Source organism: Bacillus bruguierae (assembly GCF_037104725.1).
Classification (GTDB): domain Bacteria; phylum Bacillota; class Bacilli; order Bacillales; family Bacillaceae_G; genus Bacillus_A; species Bacillus_A bruguierae.
This window is the reverse complement of record NZ_JBAWSX010000001.1, coordinates 754,312-772,209: the sequence shown is the minus strand read 5'-3', so window position 1 is coordinate 772,209 and position 17,898 is coordinate 754,312. Positions and strand designations below refer to the sequence as shown.

18 protein-coding genes are annotated in these 17,898 nt (G+C 36.8%); 8 read left to right on the top strand and 10 right to left on the bottom strand.

The window, feature by feature from the left end; translation table 11 throughout:
* Positions 1-55: 55 nt before the first annotated feature.
* The 6 genes from WAZ07_RS03935 (at position 56) to WAZ07_RS03910 (ending at position 6,738) form a co-directional block, all read left to right on the top strand.
* The gene (locus WAZ07_RS03935; RefSeq protein ID WP_139207614.1) at positions 56-475 is read left to right on the top strand and encodes a GntR family transcriptional regulator; all 420 of its coding nucleotides are present in this window, start codon (positions 56-58) and stop codon (positions 473-475) included.
* Positions 441-1,322: an ABC transporter ATP-binding protein gene (locus WAZ07_RS03930; protein ID WP_336471378.1), complete on the top strand. Its 882-nt coding sequence runs from the start codon at positions 441-443 to the stop codon at positions 1,320-1,322. Before WAZ07_RS03935 ends, WAZ07_RS03930 begins: the two co-directional genes overlap by 35 nt.
* A complete protein-coding gene (locus WAZ07_RS03925; RefSeq protein WP_336471377.1) occupies positions 1,312-2,397 on the top strand; it encodes an ABC transporter permease subunit in 1,086 nt (361 codons plus the stop codon). The genes WAZ07_RS03930 and WAZ07_RS03925 overlap by 11 nt, the downstream gene beginning before the upstream one ends.
* 48 nt (positions 2,398-2,445) lie before the next feature.
* Entirely contained in the window at positions 2,446-3,516 is a 1,071-nt protein-coding gene (locus WAZ07_RS03920) for an ABC transporter permease subunit (RefSeq protein WP_336471376.1), read from the top strand.
* Positions 3,517-3,566: 50 nt separating this feature from the next.
* The gene (locus WAZ07_RS03915; protein WP_336471375.1) at positions 3,567-4,634 is read left to right on the top strand and encodes an ABC transporter permease subunit; all 1,068 of its coding nucleotides are present in this window, start codon (positions 3,567-3,569) and stop codon (positions 4,632-4,634) included.
* Positions 4,635-4,953: 319 nt separating this feature from the next.
* The gene (locus tag WAZ07_RS03910; RefSeq protein WP_336471374.1) at positions 4,954-6,738 is read left to right on the top strand and encodes an adenine deaminase C-terminal domain-containing protein; all 1,785 of its coding nucleotides are present in this window, start codon (positions 4,954-4,956) and stop codon (positions 6,736-6,738) included.
* 12 nt (positions 6,739-6,750) lie between these two features.
* Here WAZ07_RS03910 and WAZ07_RS03905 read toward each other — a convergent pair whose 3' ends face one another.
* Together WAZ07_RS03905 and WAZ07_RS03900 are read right to left on the bottom strand one after the other, a co-directional pair.
* Complete coding sequence (locus tag WAZ07_RS03905) at positions 6,751-7,296, bottom strand: hypothetical protein (protein ID WP_336471373.1); 546 nt, start codon at positions 7,294-7,296, stop codon at positions 6,751-6,753.
* Positions 7,297-7,605: 309 nt separating this feature from the next.
* Positions 7,606-8,025, bottom strand: a complete 420-nt coding sequence (locus WAZ07_RS03900; protein ID WP_139207613.1) for a MarR family winged helix-turn-helix transcriptional regulator — start codon at positions 8,023-8,025, stop codon at positions 7,606-7,608.
* Positions 8,026-8,336: 311 nt separating this feature from the next.
* Here WAZ07_RS03900 and WAZ07_RS03895 point away from each other — a divergent pair, with 311 nt between their 5' ends.
* Together WAZ07_RS03895 and WAZ07_RS03890 are read left to right on the top strand one after the other, a co-directional pair.
* Complete coding sequence (locus tag WAZ07_RS03895; protein WP_336471372.1) at positions 8,337-8,996, top strand: SIMPL domain-containing protein; 660 nt, start codon at positions 8,337-8,339, stop codon at positions 8,994-8,996.
* A gap of 134 nt (positions 8,997-9,130) precedes the next feature.
* Complete coding sequence (locus tag WAZ07_RS03890) at positions 9,131-10,420, top strand: NCS2 family permease (protein WP_090914083.1); 1,290 nt, start codon at positions 9,131-9,133, stop codon at positions 10,418-10,420.
* 81 nt (positions 10,421-10,501) lie between these two features.
* On the opposite strand, the gene corA is transcribed toward WAZ07_RS03890, so the two are convergent.
* The 8 genes from corA to fur all read right to left on the bottom strand — a co-directional run bounded on the left by corA (position 10,502) and on the right by fur (position 17,872).
* Entirely contained in the window at positions 10,502-11,464 is a 963-nt protein-coding gene (gene corA, locus WAZ07_RS03885) for a magnesium/cobalt transporter CorA (RefSeq protein WP_139207625.1), read from the bottom strand.
* A 77-nt stretch (positions 11,465-11,541) separates the two neighbouring features.
* Positions 11,542-12,846: a pyrimidine-nucleoside phosphorylase gene (locus WAZ07_RS03880; RefSeq protein ID WP_336471371.1), complete on the bottom strand. Its 1,305-nt coding sequence runs from the start codon at positions 12,844-12,846 to the stop codon at positions 11,542-11,544.
* Between the two features lie 7 nt (positions 12,847-12,853).
* Positions 12,854-13,675, bottom strand: a complete 822-nt coding sequence (locus WAZ07_RS03875) for a purine-nucleoside phosphorylase (RefSeq protein ID WP_336471370.1) — start codon at positions 13,673-13,675, stop codon at positions 12,854-12,856.
* 12 nt (positions 13,676-13,687) lie between these two features.
* The gene (deoB, locus tag WAZ07_RS03870) at positions 13,688-14,872 is read right to left on the bottom strand and encodes a phosphopentomutase (protein ID WP_336471369.1); all 1,185 of its coding nucleotides are present in this window, start codon (positions 14,870-14,872) and stop codon (positions 13,688-13,690) included.
* Positions 14,873-15,302: 430 nt separating this feature from the next.
* Positions 15,303-16,046, bottom strand: a complete 744-nt coding sequence (locus WAZ07_RS03865; RefSeq protein ID WP_336471368.1) for a FixH family protein — start codon at positions 16,044-16,046, stop codon at positions 15,303-15,305.
* 138 nt (positions 16,047-16,184) lie between these two features.
* Positions 16,185-17,075, bottom strand: a complete 891-nt coding sequence (gene xerD / locus WAZ07_RS03860) for a site-specific tyrosine recombinase XerD (RefSeq protein WP_336471367.1) — start codon at positions 17,073-17,075, stop codon at positions 16,185-16,187.
* Positions 17,076-17,081: 6 nt separating this feature from the next.
* Positions 17,082-17,312, bottom strand: a complete 231-nt coding sequence (locus WAZ07_RS03855) for a YqzK family protein (RefSeq protein ID WP_336471366.1) — start codon at positions 17,310-17,312, stop codon at positions 17,082-17,084.
* Between the two features lie 104 nt (positions 17,313-17,416).
* The gene (gene fur, locus WAZ07_RS03850; RefSeq protein WP_035429393.1) at positions 17,417-17,872 is read right to left on the bottom strand and encodes a ferric iron uptake transcriptional regulator; all 456 of its coding nucleotides are present in this window, start codon (positions 17,870-17,872) and stop codon (positions 17,417-17,419) included.
* Positions 17,873-17,898 lie beyond the last annotated feature (26 nt).

The following is a 17,898-nucleotide window of genomic DNA, read 5'->3' as shown; positions in this document are numbered from 1 at the left end:
TGTATTACACCTAATAGTACACTTATACTTTTTTATTAGAAAGGAGACATTGCTCTTGCACATTCAACTAGATCCAAGAAGCAACACTCCGATATGGGAACAAATTGTTCATAATGTTAAAGAGCTAATTTTAAGAGGGATGCTCGAACCTAACGATAAACTCCCTTCCGTTCGTGAACTTGCCTCTTCACTAGTGATTAATCCAAACACAGTGAGTAAGGCTTATCAAGAATTAGAGCGGCAAGGAATTATCGAAACGCTGCGCGGCAAAGGAACATTTGTCTCGCAATCCATTACTCCCGCACAAGATGAAAGGAAAATTGCTATGGTAGAAAAACAATTTCATCAATTGTTACTAGAAGCTTCTTATCTCGGTATTTCAAAAGAAAAAATTCATGATTGGATTGATTCATACTATAAAGAGTTAGGGGGAAATACGCATGTTAAAAGTGACGAACGTAAAGAAAACAATTGATAATCAAACGATATTAGAAGATATTTCATTTACTTTAAAAAAAGGAAGCATTACCGGATTACTCGGAAGAAACGGAGCTGGAAAAACAACGTTATTACGTACACTCGTTGGAATCTTAAATCCAGATGAAGGCACTGTTACCTATAACGAAGTTGACGTGCACAAACACCCTGAAGTGAAACAAACAGTTGTATATGTTCCAGACTCTACAAACGTATTAAGCGGCTATACAGTAAAAGAAATCGTAAAATTCTATAAAGCAGTCTATCAAAATTTCAATGCAGACTATTTTTATGAGTTACTAGAGCGTTTTAACTTACCAGACAAACGTATTCGCAGCTACTCCCGCGGAATGAAAGCATTATTAGCAATGATCTTAGCTTTTTCTACTGGCGTAGAATACATTATTTTAGATGAGCCAACAAACGGACTTGATCCAATCGTAAAAAGACAAATCCTGCAATTTTTAATTGAAGAAGTAGCAGAACGCGAAATTACCATTCTCATTTCTACGCATCACTTAGATGAAATTGAAAAAATCGCAGACACAGTCATCATTTTAAAAGATCATACTATTGCATCGATTACAGCTTTAGACGATACAAAATCACGGTATGCAAAAATTCAAGTCGCTTATGAACGTTCACTACCACAAAAGCTAGAAAACTTAAGTAATGTAAAAGTATTACAACAAACCGGAAAAGTATACACCGTTTTAATCGAAGGCACTGTAGCAACTACGTTAGAAAAATTTCATAAAGAACAGCCGCTCTTATTAGAAGAATTACCAATGTCACTTGAAGATGTATTTGTTACGGCTTTTGAGGAGGGGTCACATGTTTCATAGGGCGTTGTGGATGCGGACGTTTAAACAGGGGAAATATGTACTTTTATTATTTTGGTTAAGTAGTTTATATATGCTTCCTTATCAATATTATAACGGTGCACAATCTGAATTATCTCAATCAACAATGAAATTTGATGGCTATGTATATTACTACGCCTATTCTTTTCAAACAGTAGATCCAGTCATGATACAAGGTATCGCTCTCATTGCACTCGCTTGTCTATTGATTGGCTGGGAACGCAGCAATCAATCTATTGATTTTCTTTTCTCTATGCCTTTTAAGCGAAAAGATATTTTTCTAACAAAATGGTTGTTTGGTATTTTTAATATTATAATCGTAAACATTGTTTGTTGGATTAGTATGTATGGTATTAAAAAAATCTCTTTTCATGATCAATATCAAATATTTAGTCCGTTTCACACTTACTTTTTGTACACTATGATTATACTCATTGCTGTCTATACATTTGCGTTGTTTATTGGCACAATTACAGGAAATCTTCTTTCACAAGGTTTCTTAACAGCAAGTATTTTATATCTTCCATACATTTTAACAGTAGTAATATTTGGATTTTTTCAAGTTCATGTAGGAGATTCAAATGAAAAATTATATAAAACAGAACATAAGATTAGTGAATATATAGAACAGACAAGCGTATTGGCACCATTACACGAATTTTATATTCAATATGATTACCATCCTATTGAAAATTTTGATCAACATGGGAATAAAATATCCGAATCACCAAGGTTAAATCCTATGGAAAAGATATCAATACCATCTCCTTGGAGTCTCCTCAGCACGATTGCTTATATTATCATATTTCTTCCATTAGGAATTACTTTATATAAGTATTCTCCTAACGATCAAAATGGAAAAATCCTTTTGTTTCCACAGTTACAAAAATGGTTCATTGCTTGTACTGTCATTTGTATTGCGCTGTTAGGTGGACGCATATTGGGAATGCGCCTCTCTATATGGGGATATTATTTAAGCGTTTTGGGAACTGGGATTATTAGTTATATCATGTTAACTCGATTGCTGAAATGGAAATTCTCCCTCGGTGGAAGATAACGATATTTTTAATCAAGAAGTAAACACATACAAATAGAGGTGAATTACATGTTCCATAAAGCATTATGGATGCGAAACTGGAAACAAGGGAAATATACCATCTTACTCTTTTGGCTCATTAATTTCTATATACTGTCGTACAAGTATTATGAAGCGGCCGCAAAAGAGTTTGAAAACTTACAAATGATGCGTCGATGGAAATATCATTTCTATTATCACTATATTTTCCCTGAAGAAACTATAGTAATACAAAGTGCACTTGTTATTGTCCTAGGTTGTGTACTCATTGGTTGGGATCGTCATAATCAATCTACCGACTTACTTTGGTCGATGCCATTTAAACGAACACACATCTTTCTTGCAAAATGGATTTTTGGTGTTTCGAATATTATTGGCATGCTTATTGTAAACTGGGGAATTTTCGCTATTTTGAAAAAAACAACTTTTCATAATAAGTATCAAATATTTTCACCGTTTCAGTATTATTTCCTATATGCAACTATCGTACTCATTGCAATCTATACGTTAACACTATGTATTGGAACAATTGCTGGAAATATTGTATCACAAGGCTTTTTAACTGCAATTGTTCTTATTTTACCGTTCGTATTGTCTATTTTAATTGCTGGATTCATTTCTGTTCATACGAATAAATCTTATTCCAACACTTACGAACAAGAAAATACATATATGAATAATGCCGGAACACTTACGGCATTTTCACCGATGATGTATTTTCAAATTTACTTCAATTATAATCCTAACCTTAATTATAAAGACGACAATGGCAAGCATTTAGACGAGCCTAATTTCACTAAGATTCCTTCCGCATGGAAGCTTTTAAGTCCAGTTATATATATACTTTTTCTATTACCATTAAGTACGTACTTATATGCTCGGTCACCTAACGAACAAAACGGAAAAATACTCCTTTTTCCAAAACTACAAAAGCTCTTTATCGTTTGTACCGTAACGTGCTTTGCCTTACTTGGTGCTCGTTTACTAGGAGGAATCAATTCGTTAGTAAGCTATTATATCGGTTTTTTAGGCACAGGAGTTATCACTTATCTCCTTCTATCTCGCCTACTAAAATGGAAATTCTCCTTCAGTGGAAGATAACGATATTGGTTTAACCAATAAAAATACACGTATAAATTGAGGTGAATTACATGTTCCATAAAGCATTATGGTTGCGAAACTGGAAGCAAGGGAAATATGTTATTGCGTTATTCTGGCTCAGTACCTTATATCTCTTACCATATCGATATTATAGTGACGCACTGCACAAAGCTGAGTACTTACGTGAAACGACGGATACGTATTATTCCTATCATTTGAGCGGAGATAGTCCTACATTTTTTCCTGCTCTGCTTTTAATTGGATTAGCTGTCATATTAATAGGCTGGGAGCGTCATAATCAAACAAATGATTTTTTATGGTCTATGCCATTTAAACGCTCACATTTATTTTCATCAAAATGGTTATTTGGTGCGGTTCATATTTTCAGTACACTAAGCGTAAATTGGATTCTTATGTATATTGTCTACAACACAACGATACATGCCGAGTATCAGTCTTTTACGCCATTTCATTTGTATTTCGTGTATACGATTATTACACTGATTGCTGTATACACGTTAGCACTTTTCATTGGAACAATTACCGGAAATGTGATTTCACAAGGGGCACTAAGTTATATTTTAGTAGTTTTCCCTCTCTATATTTTTCAGCTTGCGTTTCCGTTCTTTGCGTTGCATGTTGATTTATCACAAAAAGAATATAATAACATTTATAATAAAAGTTCCATGTATATAGAAAATACAAGTACATTAGCTCCTCTTACCCATTTTAACATTAACTATGATTATCAACCGCAAAGAGAAGCTATACAAGATGAATACGGAGAGCTACATGTAGAGCCTGCTTATCATCATATCCCGTCTGCATGGACACTACTGAGTCCTATAATTTATATACTCATCTGTCTTCCATTAGGAGCTTACTTATATGCTCGCTCGCCTAATGAACAGAATGGAAAGATATTGTTATATCAAAAACTTCATATCTATTTCTCAATATGTACTTCCATTTGTTTTGGACTTCTTGGCAGCGAAGTGTTTACTGATGGCAGTAAATCTATCCTACTTCATTACATGTATTTTATCGGGGTTGGCATTTTGACATACGTCATTTTACAATGGTTGTTAAAACATAAACTTTCTTTATATGCAAAATAGCCTCCTAGTCAGGAGGCTATTTTCAGAGTGTCGAAAAACAAACTTGTCTCTATACACTTGCTTCTCTTCCCTCCTCTTTACAATTAAAAGAGGAGTTTTCATATGTACTTTATAAAACAGAAGCTAAAAAAGTGAGCCACACTTCGTTTCCTACGCGGGCCTGGCCTAGATTTAACCTACCAAAAAACAGAAGAAAAAAAGACTGTCTACAATGCAATCACCCTTTATAGTAAAATATAAAAATAGATAAGACTGAATCTTTAGATACTTAAACATGGACTAAAGAGCGTGAAAAAAACAGATTAGGGGGGAGACTTACGTGAGATACATTGAAAGGGATACATTATGGAAACTTATAGAGGTATCAAGGGGGAAACATCCGGCAACAGTTTGGATTACAGGAGGAATTGTGTTTAATGTATACACAGGAGAGCTAGAAAGAAAAGATATCGTTTTGTATGAAGATCGCATTGCTTATGTAGGAATGCGGGAACCACAAATTGATGAAAAAACACAAATTATAGATGCATCTAGCTTTACGTTAGTTCCAGGATACATCGAACCTCATGCACATCCGTATCAATATTATAATCCTACGTCATTTGGAGAATTCGCTTTAAGCTTAGGCACAACGACTTTAGTGAATGATAATCTAATATTTTATTTAAATGCAGATCAGAAAGGCTTTGAATATTTAATAGACTATAGCAGTCATTTGCCTGTCAAAAATTATTGGTGGGCAAGGATGGATCCGCAAAGCAACCACCCGGATATGTTAGCGAAATTCACGACTGAGCGCTTGGTCAGTTTACTTCGTCATAAGCAGATTATACAAGCCGGTGAATTGACAGCTTGGCCTGCCGCCTTGGCTGGTGATGAAACCATACTAGAAGGAATAGCAGAAGCGCGGAGGCTCGGCAAAAGAATTGAAGGGCATAACCCAGGAGCCTCTAGTGAAACCTTAAATGCTTTGGCAGCACTCGGTGTTACGGCTTGTCATGAAGCTATCAATGGAGAAGAAGTAATCAGAAGACTTCGTTTAGGTATGTATGCAACTTTGCGTCACTCCTCCATACGTCCTGATTTGCCAGGCTTAATTAAAGATTTACAAGAGCTCGACTTTGATTTTTCTTCCGCCTCAAGACTTATGTTAACAACAGATGGCTCTATGCCCCCATTTCTTCAGCATGGGCTAATGGACTATCTTATTAAGATTTCTCTCGATAATGGCGTTCCTTTCCATGCCGCTTATCGGATGGCCACTTTAAACCCAGCAACGTATTATGGATTGGATCAAGAAATCGGCGGAATCGCCCCAGGACGAATCGCAGATATTCTTTTTCTCGAGGATATAAGCAAACCTTCTCCGATCAAGGTGATGGCAAACGGGCAGCTGGTTGCGACAAACAGGCAGCTATTGAACCCGTTTCCTGTATGTGATTGGCAGCAATTGCAATTTGAGCCCATGCACATAGAATGGCGCGTTCAGCCGGAATGGCTTGATATGACCGCTGAGCATCCGGAAGTCCCTGTAATAGAAATGCTGAATGCGGTCATTACGAAATCCAGTCTAGAAGCATTTCCGCTAAAGCAAGGCATTATTGACTTAGAAGCTAGAGAAGGATATTGTTATGTCAGTCTTATTGATCAACAGGGGAAGTGGGTTACTAACGGCATATTAAAAGGGTTTGCTAATCACCTAGATGCTCTAGCGACAACCTACACAGCATCTCAAGATATTGTTGTTATAGGGCAAAAGAAAGAGATTATGATACAGGCTGTAAATCAGCTACTCGCTCAAGGCGGCGGTACCATATTAATGGAGGGAGAGGAAACCTTATTCAATTTGGAATTACCGCTTGGAGGGAAAATGAGCAAGTTACCCATGCATGAACTGATTTCAAAAACGATAAGACTTGTACAACTTCTGAAAGAGAGAGGACATCAGCATATCGATCCACTATATACGATGTTCTTTTTGACATCGACCCATTTACCAGCGGTACGCTTAACAGCTGAAGGAGTATACTCTGTTAAAGAGAATGTGGTTGTTTCTTCGGTTAGGAGAATACAGAGTGACTATCAGATAAACAATGTAAAATAGCCTCCTAGGAGGCTATTTTACATTGTTTCGTTTTTCACTATAATCCTTCTCTTCATCTGTCCCAAATCCATCGCCATTTGTCACAATTTGACCTGTCGGCGCAACAATACTTTCAGCAATTTTCCAATCTCCATACTCTCGTACAAATGCTTGTAAGAAGTAGTTCGTTCCATTCATTTGATAGGTGTTTTCTTTTTTCACATCATACTGCACAGCTAAATAGTACACTTGTACATTTTCTTTTCCGAATTTTGATACATACTGAGCAACTCGCGGCATATAAACCGCAGCTTTCGTTAGTGACATTTGTTTTATATCGACAAGAGATGAATGCTTTATATTATGTAAAGTATCTTGATGATGAATGCGGTCATTATGATGAAATAATACAGACGTCTGCATTGAACGCATCCATAACTTTGAATATAAAACAGGTTTATGGTTTGAGATATATTCCAGTTCTTTTTGGACAATTTGATTGGGAGACGCTGCACTGATCTCAGTTTCGTAACATAATAAACAGATACCGACAATTCCAAAAGAAACAATACGCTTCATTGTCTGCCTCCTATTTCATATACGTAAAGTATAGGAATATAGGTCTATTTTTATGCAATATATAAATCCATTTTAATCTTTCGACATTTTTGTCCAGCTCCAGCGGTTATGCAGAATACAGTATGCCCTGCCCTCACTTTCTCCCTTTGTTTTAAACCTTGCATGTGGCAGAAAAAGGCACTGACCGCTTCTATGCATGGCCAGATGCTCTCGCCCACCTAAAAAGAAAGAGGGTTTTATGCCATTTTTTCAATTTGCACATGTATTTACACATAAAAAAATAGAAAAGCAATCGTTGCTTTTCTATTTTCATAGGACTCTATCAAAGAGCTCTAATGCCATTTCTATTTCCTCGTCGCTCCAGTCTTGAAACTTCTCTCTATAGTATTCTTTTCGAACATTTTCAAGTTTTTCAGCAACTTCTCTCCCACTATCTGTAATTTCTAAATACACGATGCGCCTGTCTGAATTAGATCGCTTTCTCATTACAAGCCCCTTACGAGCAAGGCGATCTGTAACTGCTGTAATATGACTGGATGTAACGTTCACTTCACTTGCAATTTGCGATGCCATTTGCGGGCTTTTCCAATATAACGCACGCAGTACAGAAAACTCATTCCATGGCATATGTTCAGAAAAAAGTTCATTAATATCGCTTTGTAATAACCGAAGCATTCTCCGAAAGGAAGTAGATAAGTTTAAAATAAGCGCTTCTCGTTTTTCGTTCACTGTTCTCGACCCTTTTTTATAATATTTACACATATTATAATGCATGAATACCTTAATTGTATATATTTTCTTTCTACTTAGATTTTCTGCTATCCCGCATTAACAGGCAGTAAGTCCCCCACCTCAAGATTCAGAGAAAAGCGCGAAAGATAGGTGGGGAATAACAGCCTGTAAAAGCCCGATTGGTTCAACTAACCATCAGTGGGGGATGAAGCCCCCCCACTGATGGAAGTTTCACTTTATATTTCTAAATTTAAGGAAAAAATGGACTCCCTTCTTTCATATACATAAAGAAAGGAAGGTGAACAATCATGCAAATGGGCATGCCCCCATATTCATATGAATTACGTAACGGCAAAGAGGCAACGATTACTGTACAAGGTGAAGGTGTCGTGAAAGCAAAACCGGATGTTGTCGTCCTAACAATTGGTGTTCGGACTGAAGATCTAAATGTAAAACAAGCACAAGCAGAAAATGCTGCTCTTTCTACTAATTTACTTGCTTCTTTAAAGCAACTTGGAATTACAGAGCAAAATATTAAAACACTTTCTTACACCATTACACCACAATATGAACACGTGAACGAAAAGCCTACCCTACGAGGTTATCAAGTTGATCATTTATATGAAATTATTGTGCTCAATGTACAAAAAGCAGGCGAAGTATATGAAGCAGCTGTAACAAACGGAGCAAATGTCGCCAGAGGACTTGTATTTCGCGTTTCAGGGCCAAATGCTTACTATAAACAAGCATTAGTACTCGCTGTGCAAAACGCTCAAGAAAAAGCAAGGACAATTGCTAGTACATATAATCTAAATATAAATCCAGTTCCTAATTCTGTCGTTGAAGAGTCTTCTCAGATGCCGCGGGAATTTGTTGCTCATTCTGCTGTTCATGGCGGCGCTCCCCCTATTCAATCAGGCGAAATGGAAATCATTTCAACTGTACGTGCTGTTTTTACTTACATGTAATTGTATATCTAGTAAAAAAGAAACCGTTCTCATTTTATTGTTGTAAAAAACTATTGTTTTGCTATAATAATAGACGGTGGGCCTTACATAGGGATATCACGGGTGGGAGAGGGATATGAAAAAGAAGGTTTAACATGAAAGGAATTCTCGAAAAAACATTTAAATTAAACTTACATCAAACATCACCAAAACAAGAAATACTGGCTGGTGTAACATCATTTTTCACGATTGTTTATATTATGATTGTGAATGCATCGATTTTATCAGATGCTGGCATTCCTCTTGAAGCAGGAATTTTAGCAACAGTATTCAGCTCATTTGTCGGATGTCTATTAATGGCATTTTGGGCAAATGCACCGGCGATTCTTGTACCAGGTATGGGAGTAAATGCGTTCTTTACGTACACGGCTGTGCATACACTTGGTTTAACTTGGCAAGAAGCATTAGCAGCAGTATTTATCGCTGGTATTATTTTTGCAATTGCCGCCTTTACACCAATTGCTCGCACACTTTCTGCCGCAATTCCAACGTCATTAAAAGAAGCCATTACTGTCGGTATCGGACTCTTTTTAGCATTTATCGGCTTACAAAAAGGCGGTCTTGTCGTTGCAAATTCAAATACTGCTGTTGCATTAGGAAAATTAAGTAGTCCAGTTGTTCTAGCAACACTGCTTACTCTTATTGTTGCATTAGTTTTATTTATTCGTAACGTACGTGGAAATTTTTTATGGACAATCGCAATCGGAACCGGTATCTCCTGGTTATTTGGTGTTGTTGATACAAGTCAAGTTGGTAATAGTTCATTCTCCTTTGCTAACTATGGTGATGTTTTTGGAGCAATGTCGTTTGGGAAACTGACTTCTTTACCATTTTTAATCGCAACGTTCTCATTGAGTATGGTACTCATTTTTGAAAACATGGGACTTTTGCACGGTTTATTAGAAGATCAGCGTAAATTCCCTCGTGCTTATCAAGCAAATGCAATTTCAGCGATGACGTGCGGTCTATTCGGCACGAGTCCAACTGTTTCTACAGTGGAAAGTGCTGCTGGTATTACAGCGGGCGGCAAGACAGGTCTGACGTCTATCGTCACTGGTGGATTATTCTTTGCCTCATTATTTGCACTGCCGTTTGTAAAATTGATTCCAGATAGCGCAATCGCTCCAATTTTAATTATTATTGGCGGTTTAATGATTACAAACATTCAACAAATTCCTCTGAACGATTTTTCAGAAGGATTTCCAGCGTTTTTAATCATCGTTATGATTCCGCTCACATATAGCATTGCTGATGGTATCGCTTTTGGATTCATTGCATATCCAATCTTAAAAGTAGCACTTGGTAAACATAAACAAGTTGCAAAACCGCTTTATGTTATCACATGTCTCTTCTTAGCCATGTTTGTGTTACATGCCATTGGCTAAATAAAAACGCCGGGAATTCCCGGCGTTTTTATTATTCCGCCATTCGTGGGCAATAAAACCTCCACTGATGGAAGTTTCACTTTATTTAAACCAGCCCTTCTTATAAAACCAGACCATCATGCCTCCACCAATAAAGGCCATTATGGCTAAACAAATATAATAGCCATACTCCCACTTTAACTCTGGCATATTATCAAAGTTCATTCCATATACACCAACAATAAATGTTAATGGCATAAAAATGGTTGAAAAAACCGTTAATGTTTTCATAATGTTATTCATATGATGAGAGTTGAGCGAAAAGTAGCTATCGCGAATATCAGCTGTCAGCTCTCGGCTTGCTTCAATCATTTCGGCAAGCTTTAAAAGATGATCGTGAATATCTTTAAAATAAATTTCATGTTCATTGACACCATAAAAGCGCGTTGAATTCAAAATACGATACAATAAATCGCGCATCGGTACAATTGTTCGTCGTAATTTTGATAAATCAGAACGAATATCAAATACCTCTTCTAATACAACACCGGCTGTATCTCCCGTTAAATTATCATCAATTGCATTTAAATGATCTTCAATATAATATACAGGAGCAAAATAATCATCGACAATTTGGTCAATAATCATATGGGTCACATGAAGGGTACTTCTCTTTATACGCTGTTTTTCCCCCAGTTTATTCCACGCCCGTTCAATCGCCTTATTATGCGAAAAGTGAAAAGATACAACAAAATGATCACTAACGAATAAATCAATTTCATGCGGCTCTAGTCCCTCTTCACTAAAAGCATGAAGAACTAAAAAATTATACCCTTCATAAAAGTCAACTTTCGGCCTCTGTACGTACTCTAAACAATCTTCAATCGCAAGGGGATGGAATTTAAAATAATCTTGTAAAATGTATGTATACTCTTCTTTCGTCGGTTTACATAAGTCTAACCAAAACCATACGATATCTTCTCGCTTCGTTTCTTCTAATGATACGTCATACAATACTTCATTTTCCTTTGTTACTGCACAAATTCTTATCATAATTTCACCCATTATTATTATATGCAAAAAAAGCTAAGGAGAAAACTCCTTAGCCTTTTTATGTCACAATTTGTGAACAAATTGTCACTTTATTTTTCTACGATGCCGTGTACTAACTTCGGTGCATCTACGTACTTCGAAGACACTGTCACGTTTTCGTAAATTTTTTGTTTTACATCTTCTACATTTTCACGGTTTGCGTAAATCGTTACAAGTGATTCACCCTTCTTCACGCTATCGCCAACTTTTTTACGAAGCATTAGACCAACTGCTAAATCGATTTCAGATTCTTTTGTTGCTCGTCCTGCACCAAGAAGCATCGCTGCTGTACCAATTTCATCTGCTACAATTTCAGATACATAGCCATCTTCTTTTGCTTCTACTTCAATCATATATTGTGCCTGCGGAAGTTTCGCTGGATCATCAACAACAGAAGCATCGCCGCCTTGTGCTGCTAAGAACGTTTTAAACGCTTCTAGTGCCTTGCCATTGTTCATCACTTCAATTAGCTTTTCACGTGCATCCTCTAAAGAAGAAGCTTGTCCAGCTAAGTAGACCATTTGACTTCCAAGTGTTAAACATAACTCTTCTAAATCTTTTGGTCCTTTTCCTTGCAATGTATCAATCGCTTCCTTCACTTCTAGAGCGTTACCGATTGCCTCACCAAGCGGCTGACTCATATCAGAGATAACAGCCATTGTTTTACGTCCAACATTGTTACCAATACGAACCATCGCTTCTGCTAATTGCTTCGCATCCTCATCCGTTTTCATAAATGCACCCGCACCTGTTTTTACATCAAGAACGATTGCATCCGCACCAGCTGCAATTTTTTTACTCATAATAGAGCTGGCAATTAACGGGATAGAGTTTACCGTTGCCGTCACGTCACGAAGTGCATATAACTTTTTGTCAGCAGGTGTTAAATTCCCGCTTTGCCCAATAACAGCAATTTTGTTTTCATTTACAAGACGAATAAATTCCTCGTTTTCAATTTCTACATGGAATCCTGGAACCGCTTCTAGTTTATCAATTGTACCACCTGTATGTCCAAGACCACGACCAGACATTTTCGCAACTGGTACACCCAAAGCAGCTACTAATGGACCTAATACAAGTGTAGTTGTATCACCAACACCACCTGTTGAATGCTTATCTACTTTTACGCCTTCAATCGCTGATAAATCAATTGTATCTCCACTATTTACCATTGCCATCGTTAAATCAGCACGTTCCTGCTCATTCATATCTTGGAAGAAAATTGCCATTGCAAGTGAACTCATTTGGTAATCTGGAATATCACCATTTGTGTACCCTTCAATGATAAAATTAATTTCTTCTGTCGTTAATGCTTTGCCATCACGCTTTTTTGCAATTAGGTCCACCATTCTCATTGTAAACTCATCCCTTCATTTGTTTTACAATTTCTTTTACAAGTGCTAAGAAGTTTGCTTTTACACGCTCTGTTGTTTCAATTACTTCCTCATGATTAAGCGGCTGATCTAAAATACCAGCTGCCATATTTGAAATACAAGAAATACCAAGTACTTTCATACCAGCATGACGCGCTACAATAACTTCTGGTACAGTTGACATTCCAACTGCATCGCCACCAACTGTACGAATCATACGAATTTCTGCTGGTGTTTCATATACAGGACCTGTCATCCCAGCGTATACGCCTTCTTGCACTTTAATATTTAAATCAGCTGCAACTTGTTTCGCCATTGCGCGAAGATCTTTACTATAAGATTCAGACATATCAGGGAAACGTACACCCATTTCAGAATCATTTGGTCCAATTAACGGATTGTAGCCCATGAAGTTAATGTGATCTGAGATTAACATTAAATCGCCTGGCTCATATGATGTATTTACACCACCAGCTGCGTTTGTAACAACAACTGTTTCTACTCCTAATTCTTTCATAACACGAACTGGGAATGTTACTTTTTGCATATCGTATCCTTCATAGTAATGGAAACGACCTTGCATTGCTACAACTGTCACTCCTTGAAGTGTACCGAATACTAATTGACCAGCATGACCTTCAACTGTAGATACAGGAAACTCAGGAATTTCATTATAAGGTACAGCTACTGCATTTTCGATTTCATCAGCTAATACACCTAAACCTGAACCAAGGATTAGTCCTACTGTTGGTGTTTCTGAAAATTTACCTTTTAAATATGATGCAGATTTTGAAATTAATTCACGATTCATTTTATATTCCTCCTATTTACCTAGCTCGTTTAAGAAACTTTTTCCGTATTTTGGCATTGTCACATTGAAGTTTTCGGCAACTGTTGCACCGATATCAGCAAATGTTTGACGAAGTGGCAATTCTTGTCCACCATTTTTCATACTTGGGCTATACGCTAATAATGGTACATATTCACGCGTATGGTCTGTACCGTAGTGAATTGGGTCATTACCATGGTCAGCTGTAATAAGTAATAAGTCGTCCTCTTGTAACTTTTCAAACACTTCAGGAAGGCGTGCATCATATTCCTGCAATGCTTCTCCATATCCTTGAGGATCACGACGATGACCGAATAACGCATCAAAGTCAACTAGATTTAAAAAGCTTAAACCAGTAAAGTCCATGTTTAATGTATCTACAAGTTTATCCATGCCATCCATGTTGGATTTTGTACGAAGAGACTCTGTTACACCTTCTCCATCATAAATGTCAGAAATTTTGCCAATTGCAATTACATCATAGTTAGCATCTTTTAATTCGTTCATAACTGTGCGACCAAATGGTTTTAAAGCGTAGTCATGACGGTTCGGTGTACGTGTAAAGTTTCCTGGCTCCCCAACGAATGGACGAGCAATCACACGGCCAACCATATATTTTTCATCGAGTGTTAACTCACGTGCAATTTTACAAATGTTATATAATTCTTCAAGTGGTACAACTTCTTCATGAGCAGCAATTTGCAGTACACTATCAGCAGATGTATACACAATTAATGCACCTGTCTCCATGTGCTCTTGTCCAAGCTCATCGAGAATTCCTGTTCCAGAAGCTGGTTTATTCCCAATGATTTTGCGTCCTGTTCTCGCTTCTAGCTCATCCAGTAATTCTTTTGGGAATCCTTCTGGGAACACTTGGAACGGCGTATCAATGTAGAGACCCATGATTTCCCAGTGTCCTGTCATTGTATCCTTACCAGTAGATTTTTCTTGCATTTTTGTATAACACGCAAGCGGTTTCTCTACTTTTGAAATCCCTTTCATTTCACGGATATTACCAAGACCTAAATTCATCATGTTTGGCATTTGTAATCCATTCATATGCTCTGCAATATGACCAAGTGTGTCAGATCCTTTATCGCCATATTTCTCAGCATCTGGTGCTTCTCCAATTCCTACGGAGTCCATTACGATAAGGAAAATACGTTTATATTTGCTCACAACTGTAACCTCCTATATATGCTACTAATGTAGTATGTTCAAATTGCTGTAAAAACTTCCTTCTTCTTCTAAGTCAGATGTCAGACATCTCCCACAGCTATCATAACATGTTCACGCTTTCTTTTTAAGGAATTTTTATCACATTTCATATTTTCTACACATTTTCATTGTAATCTATTCTGCACAGAAGTGCTAATAAAACCAATATATAAATCCATTTTGACTTTTTAACATATCAGTCGCTGCTATGCAGAACAAAACGTGATCTGCATTCGTTTTCTCTCTTTGTTTTAATTCTTGCATGTGGCAAGAAAAGGCCCTGACCGCTTCTATGCATGGCCAGATGCTCTCTACTGCCTAAAAGAAAGGCTTTTGTTATTGGTATGTATACCAATAATAAATAAAAACAGCTCTCTCAAAGAGCTGTTCGTTACTTCACTTCAACCGTTTCTTCTTTATGATCATGAAGATCACCTTTTCGTACATGAACCTTCACTTTATACGTGCCTGCTTCTTTAAATGTATGAGCGCTTGCATATTCACCTTTGTTACCTTCTTTTGCTGGAACAAACTCGTGCTTATCTGCACCATCTTTCCAAATTTCAAGTTGAACTTCCGCACCAGTTAATGCTTCTTCTTTTTGTTTTAAGTGTACTTTCATTGTAGATTCTGTATTTGCTTTTACACCATCTGCCATAAGATGAATCATTGTCTCACTTTTATGATCACCATGACCTGCCCCATGACTATCATGAGCTTTCTTTTCTTCTGTTACTTTTGCATTTCCAACAGCTACTTTTACTTCTGGCATCACATGCATATCACGTGCATTTGTATGTGCAATAATATGATAAACACCGTCAGATGGGAATATTTTATCGATTGTATAAACGCCGTTTCCTTTATGCTTCGCATTTACCATTTCTTTTTTCTCTTCGCCATCTTTCCAAATTTCAAATTTCACATCATCTGCATCTGTTACTTTTTCTTTCCCTTGTGTAACAATTGCTTGAACTTCCACTTTTTCATTTGGCTTGATTGTTTCAGGATTTGTTTTTACTTGTACTTTTACTTCTTCAAGCGGCTTATCCTTTTTCGCTTTCTCGTCTGATTTCGTATTACAACCAGCTAATGCTAGTATAGTGATAAATAATGTAATTAAAAGTTTCTTCATTATAACTTCCCCCTTCGTCCTATATAGTATAGAGGAAATATACGTTCAGATTCTAGCCTTCTGCTGAAAACAATGTACGAAATGTTTGTGAAGTTTTTGTGAAGTTTTTTCACCATAATAGCAAAAGGACATGAAATTTCATGCCCTTGGATGGAACTGTTTATATACATCTTTTAATCTAGTTTTTGAAACATGCGTATAAATTTGCGTTGTTGAAATATCAGCATGACCAAGCATCTCTTGTACCGCCCTTAAATCCGCCCCATTCTCTAATAAATGCGTTGCAAAAGAATGACGTAACGTATGTGGAGTAAGTTCTTTTTGAATATTTGCTTCTTTTGCAAGTCTCTTTAAAATTTTCCAAAACCCTTGGCGAGATAAACGATTTCCATGATGATTTAAAAAGAGTGCTTCAGCGGTCTTCTTTCCTAACAGTTCCGGTCTTCCTTTTTCAATATAATGTTGGATCGCTTCAGCCGCTAAGCTGCCAAGAGGGATAATTCTCTCTTTATTTCCCTTTCCAATGCAACGAACAAAACCCATCGTTAAATGTACATCAGCTAAGTTTAATTCAATTAATTCAGAAACACGTAATCCTGTTGCATATAATAACTCCAGCATAGCCTTATCACGAATTCCGAAGGCACTTGTTCCTTTTGGCGTTTGTAATAACGCTTCTACCTCATCAATGGATAACACTTTCGGTAATTTACGCTCAGCTTGAGGCGTTTCAATATGTACAGATGGGTCATGTTCTACAACACGTTCACGTAATAAAAATTGATGAAACGATCGTACAGATGCAATGTGACGCGCCATCGTTTTCGAAGATTTATCATTCTCTTTTAGATGGTGTAAAAAATTAACAATATGCATGCGTGTCACATCATGAAAAGATGTAATCTCCTCTACTTTTTGTAAATACTTCATATAACTTTTTAGATCACGTTCATATGATACAACTGTATTTTTAGCTAATCCTTTTTCAACAACCATATAATGAATAAAGTCTTGTAATTGATCTTCCAATCTTCTCTACTCCCCATTTTCATAGAAAAAAATCATTCTGTTTACGAAAGCATCTTTCGCAGGTTCTTCTGTTCCGGATACTTTTTCTACCATTTCTTCTTTCGGTTTTTCATAACGATGGTAACTTTCATATTCTTCATTTATCCATAGTATAGCGAAATAAAACAAAATGGTACAACTGGTAAACAATAAAAATACTTTCATACCATCAAAAATAAATTTCATTGCTCGGCGCATTGTAAATTCCTCCAAAATATATGTTATTACAACATATGCCAAGCTTTTCATCATTTATACCTAATTATGAACAAAAAACCTCTTCCTAATTAAATAGGAAAAGGTTAATTTTCTTCTGTTAATTTTTCTTGACAATTTTCACAAATACCGTGGAACGTTAAACGATGGTCTTTTACTTTAAAGCGCCACTCTTGTTCTACTCTTTTTTCTACTTCGCCAAGTAAATCTTCTTGAATTTCTTCTACTGCACCGCACTCCGTACAAATTAAATGATGATGAAAACGTGATGCTCCTTCTTGGCGTAAGTCATAGCGCGAAACACCGTCACCGAAATTAATCTTGTCGACAATCTTTAACTCGGATAATAATTCCAAAGTCCGATAGACGGTTGCAAGTCCGATCTCTGGCGACTTTTCTTTTACAAGGAGGTAAACATCTTCTGCGCTTAAATGGTCTTCTTCATTTTCTAGCAGCACGCGAACCGTAGCTTCACGTTGTGGTGTTAATTTATAACTCGCTGCATGTAACTGCTTCTTAATTCGATCAATTCTTTCTTCCATTCGGTACTACTCCCTCCCTCGCCACT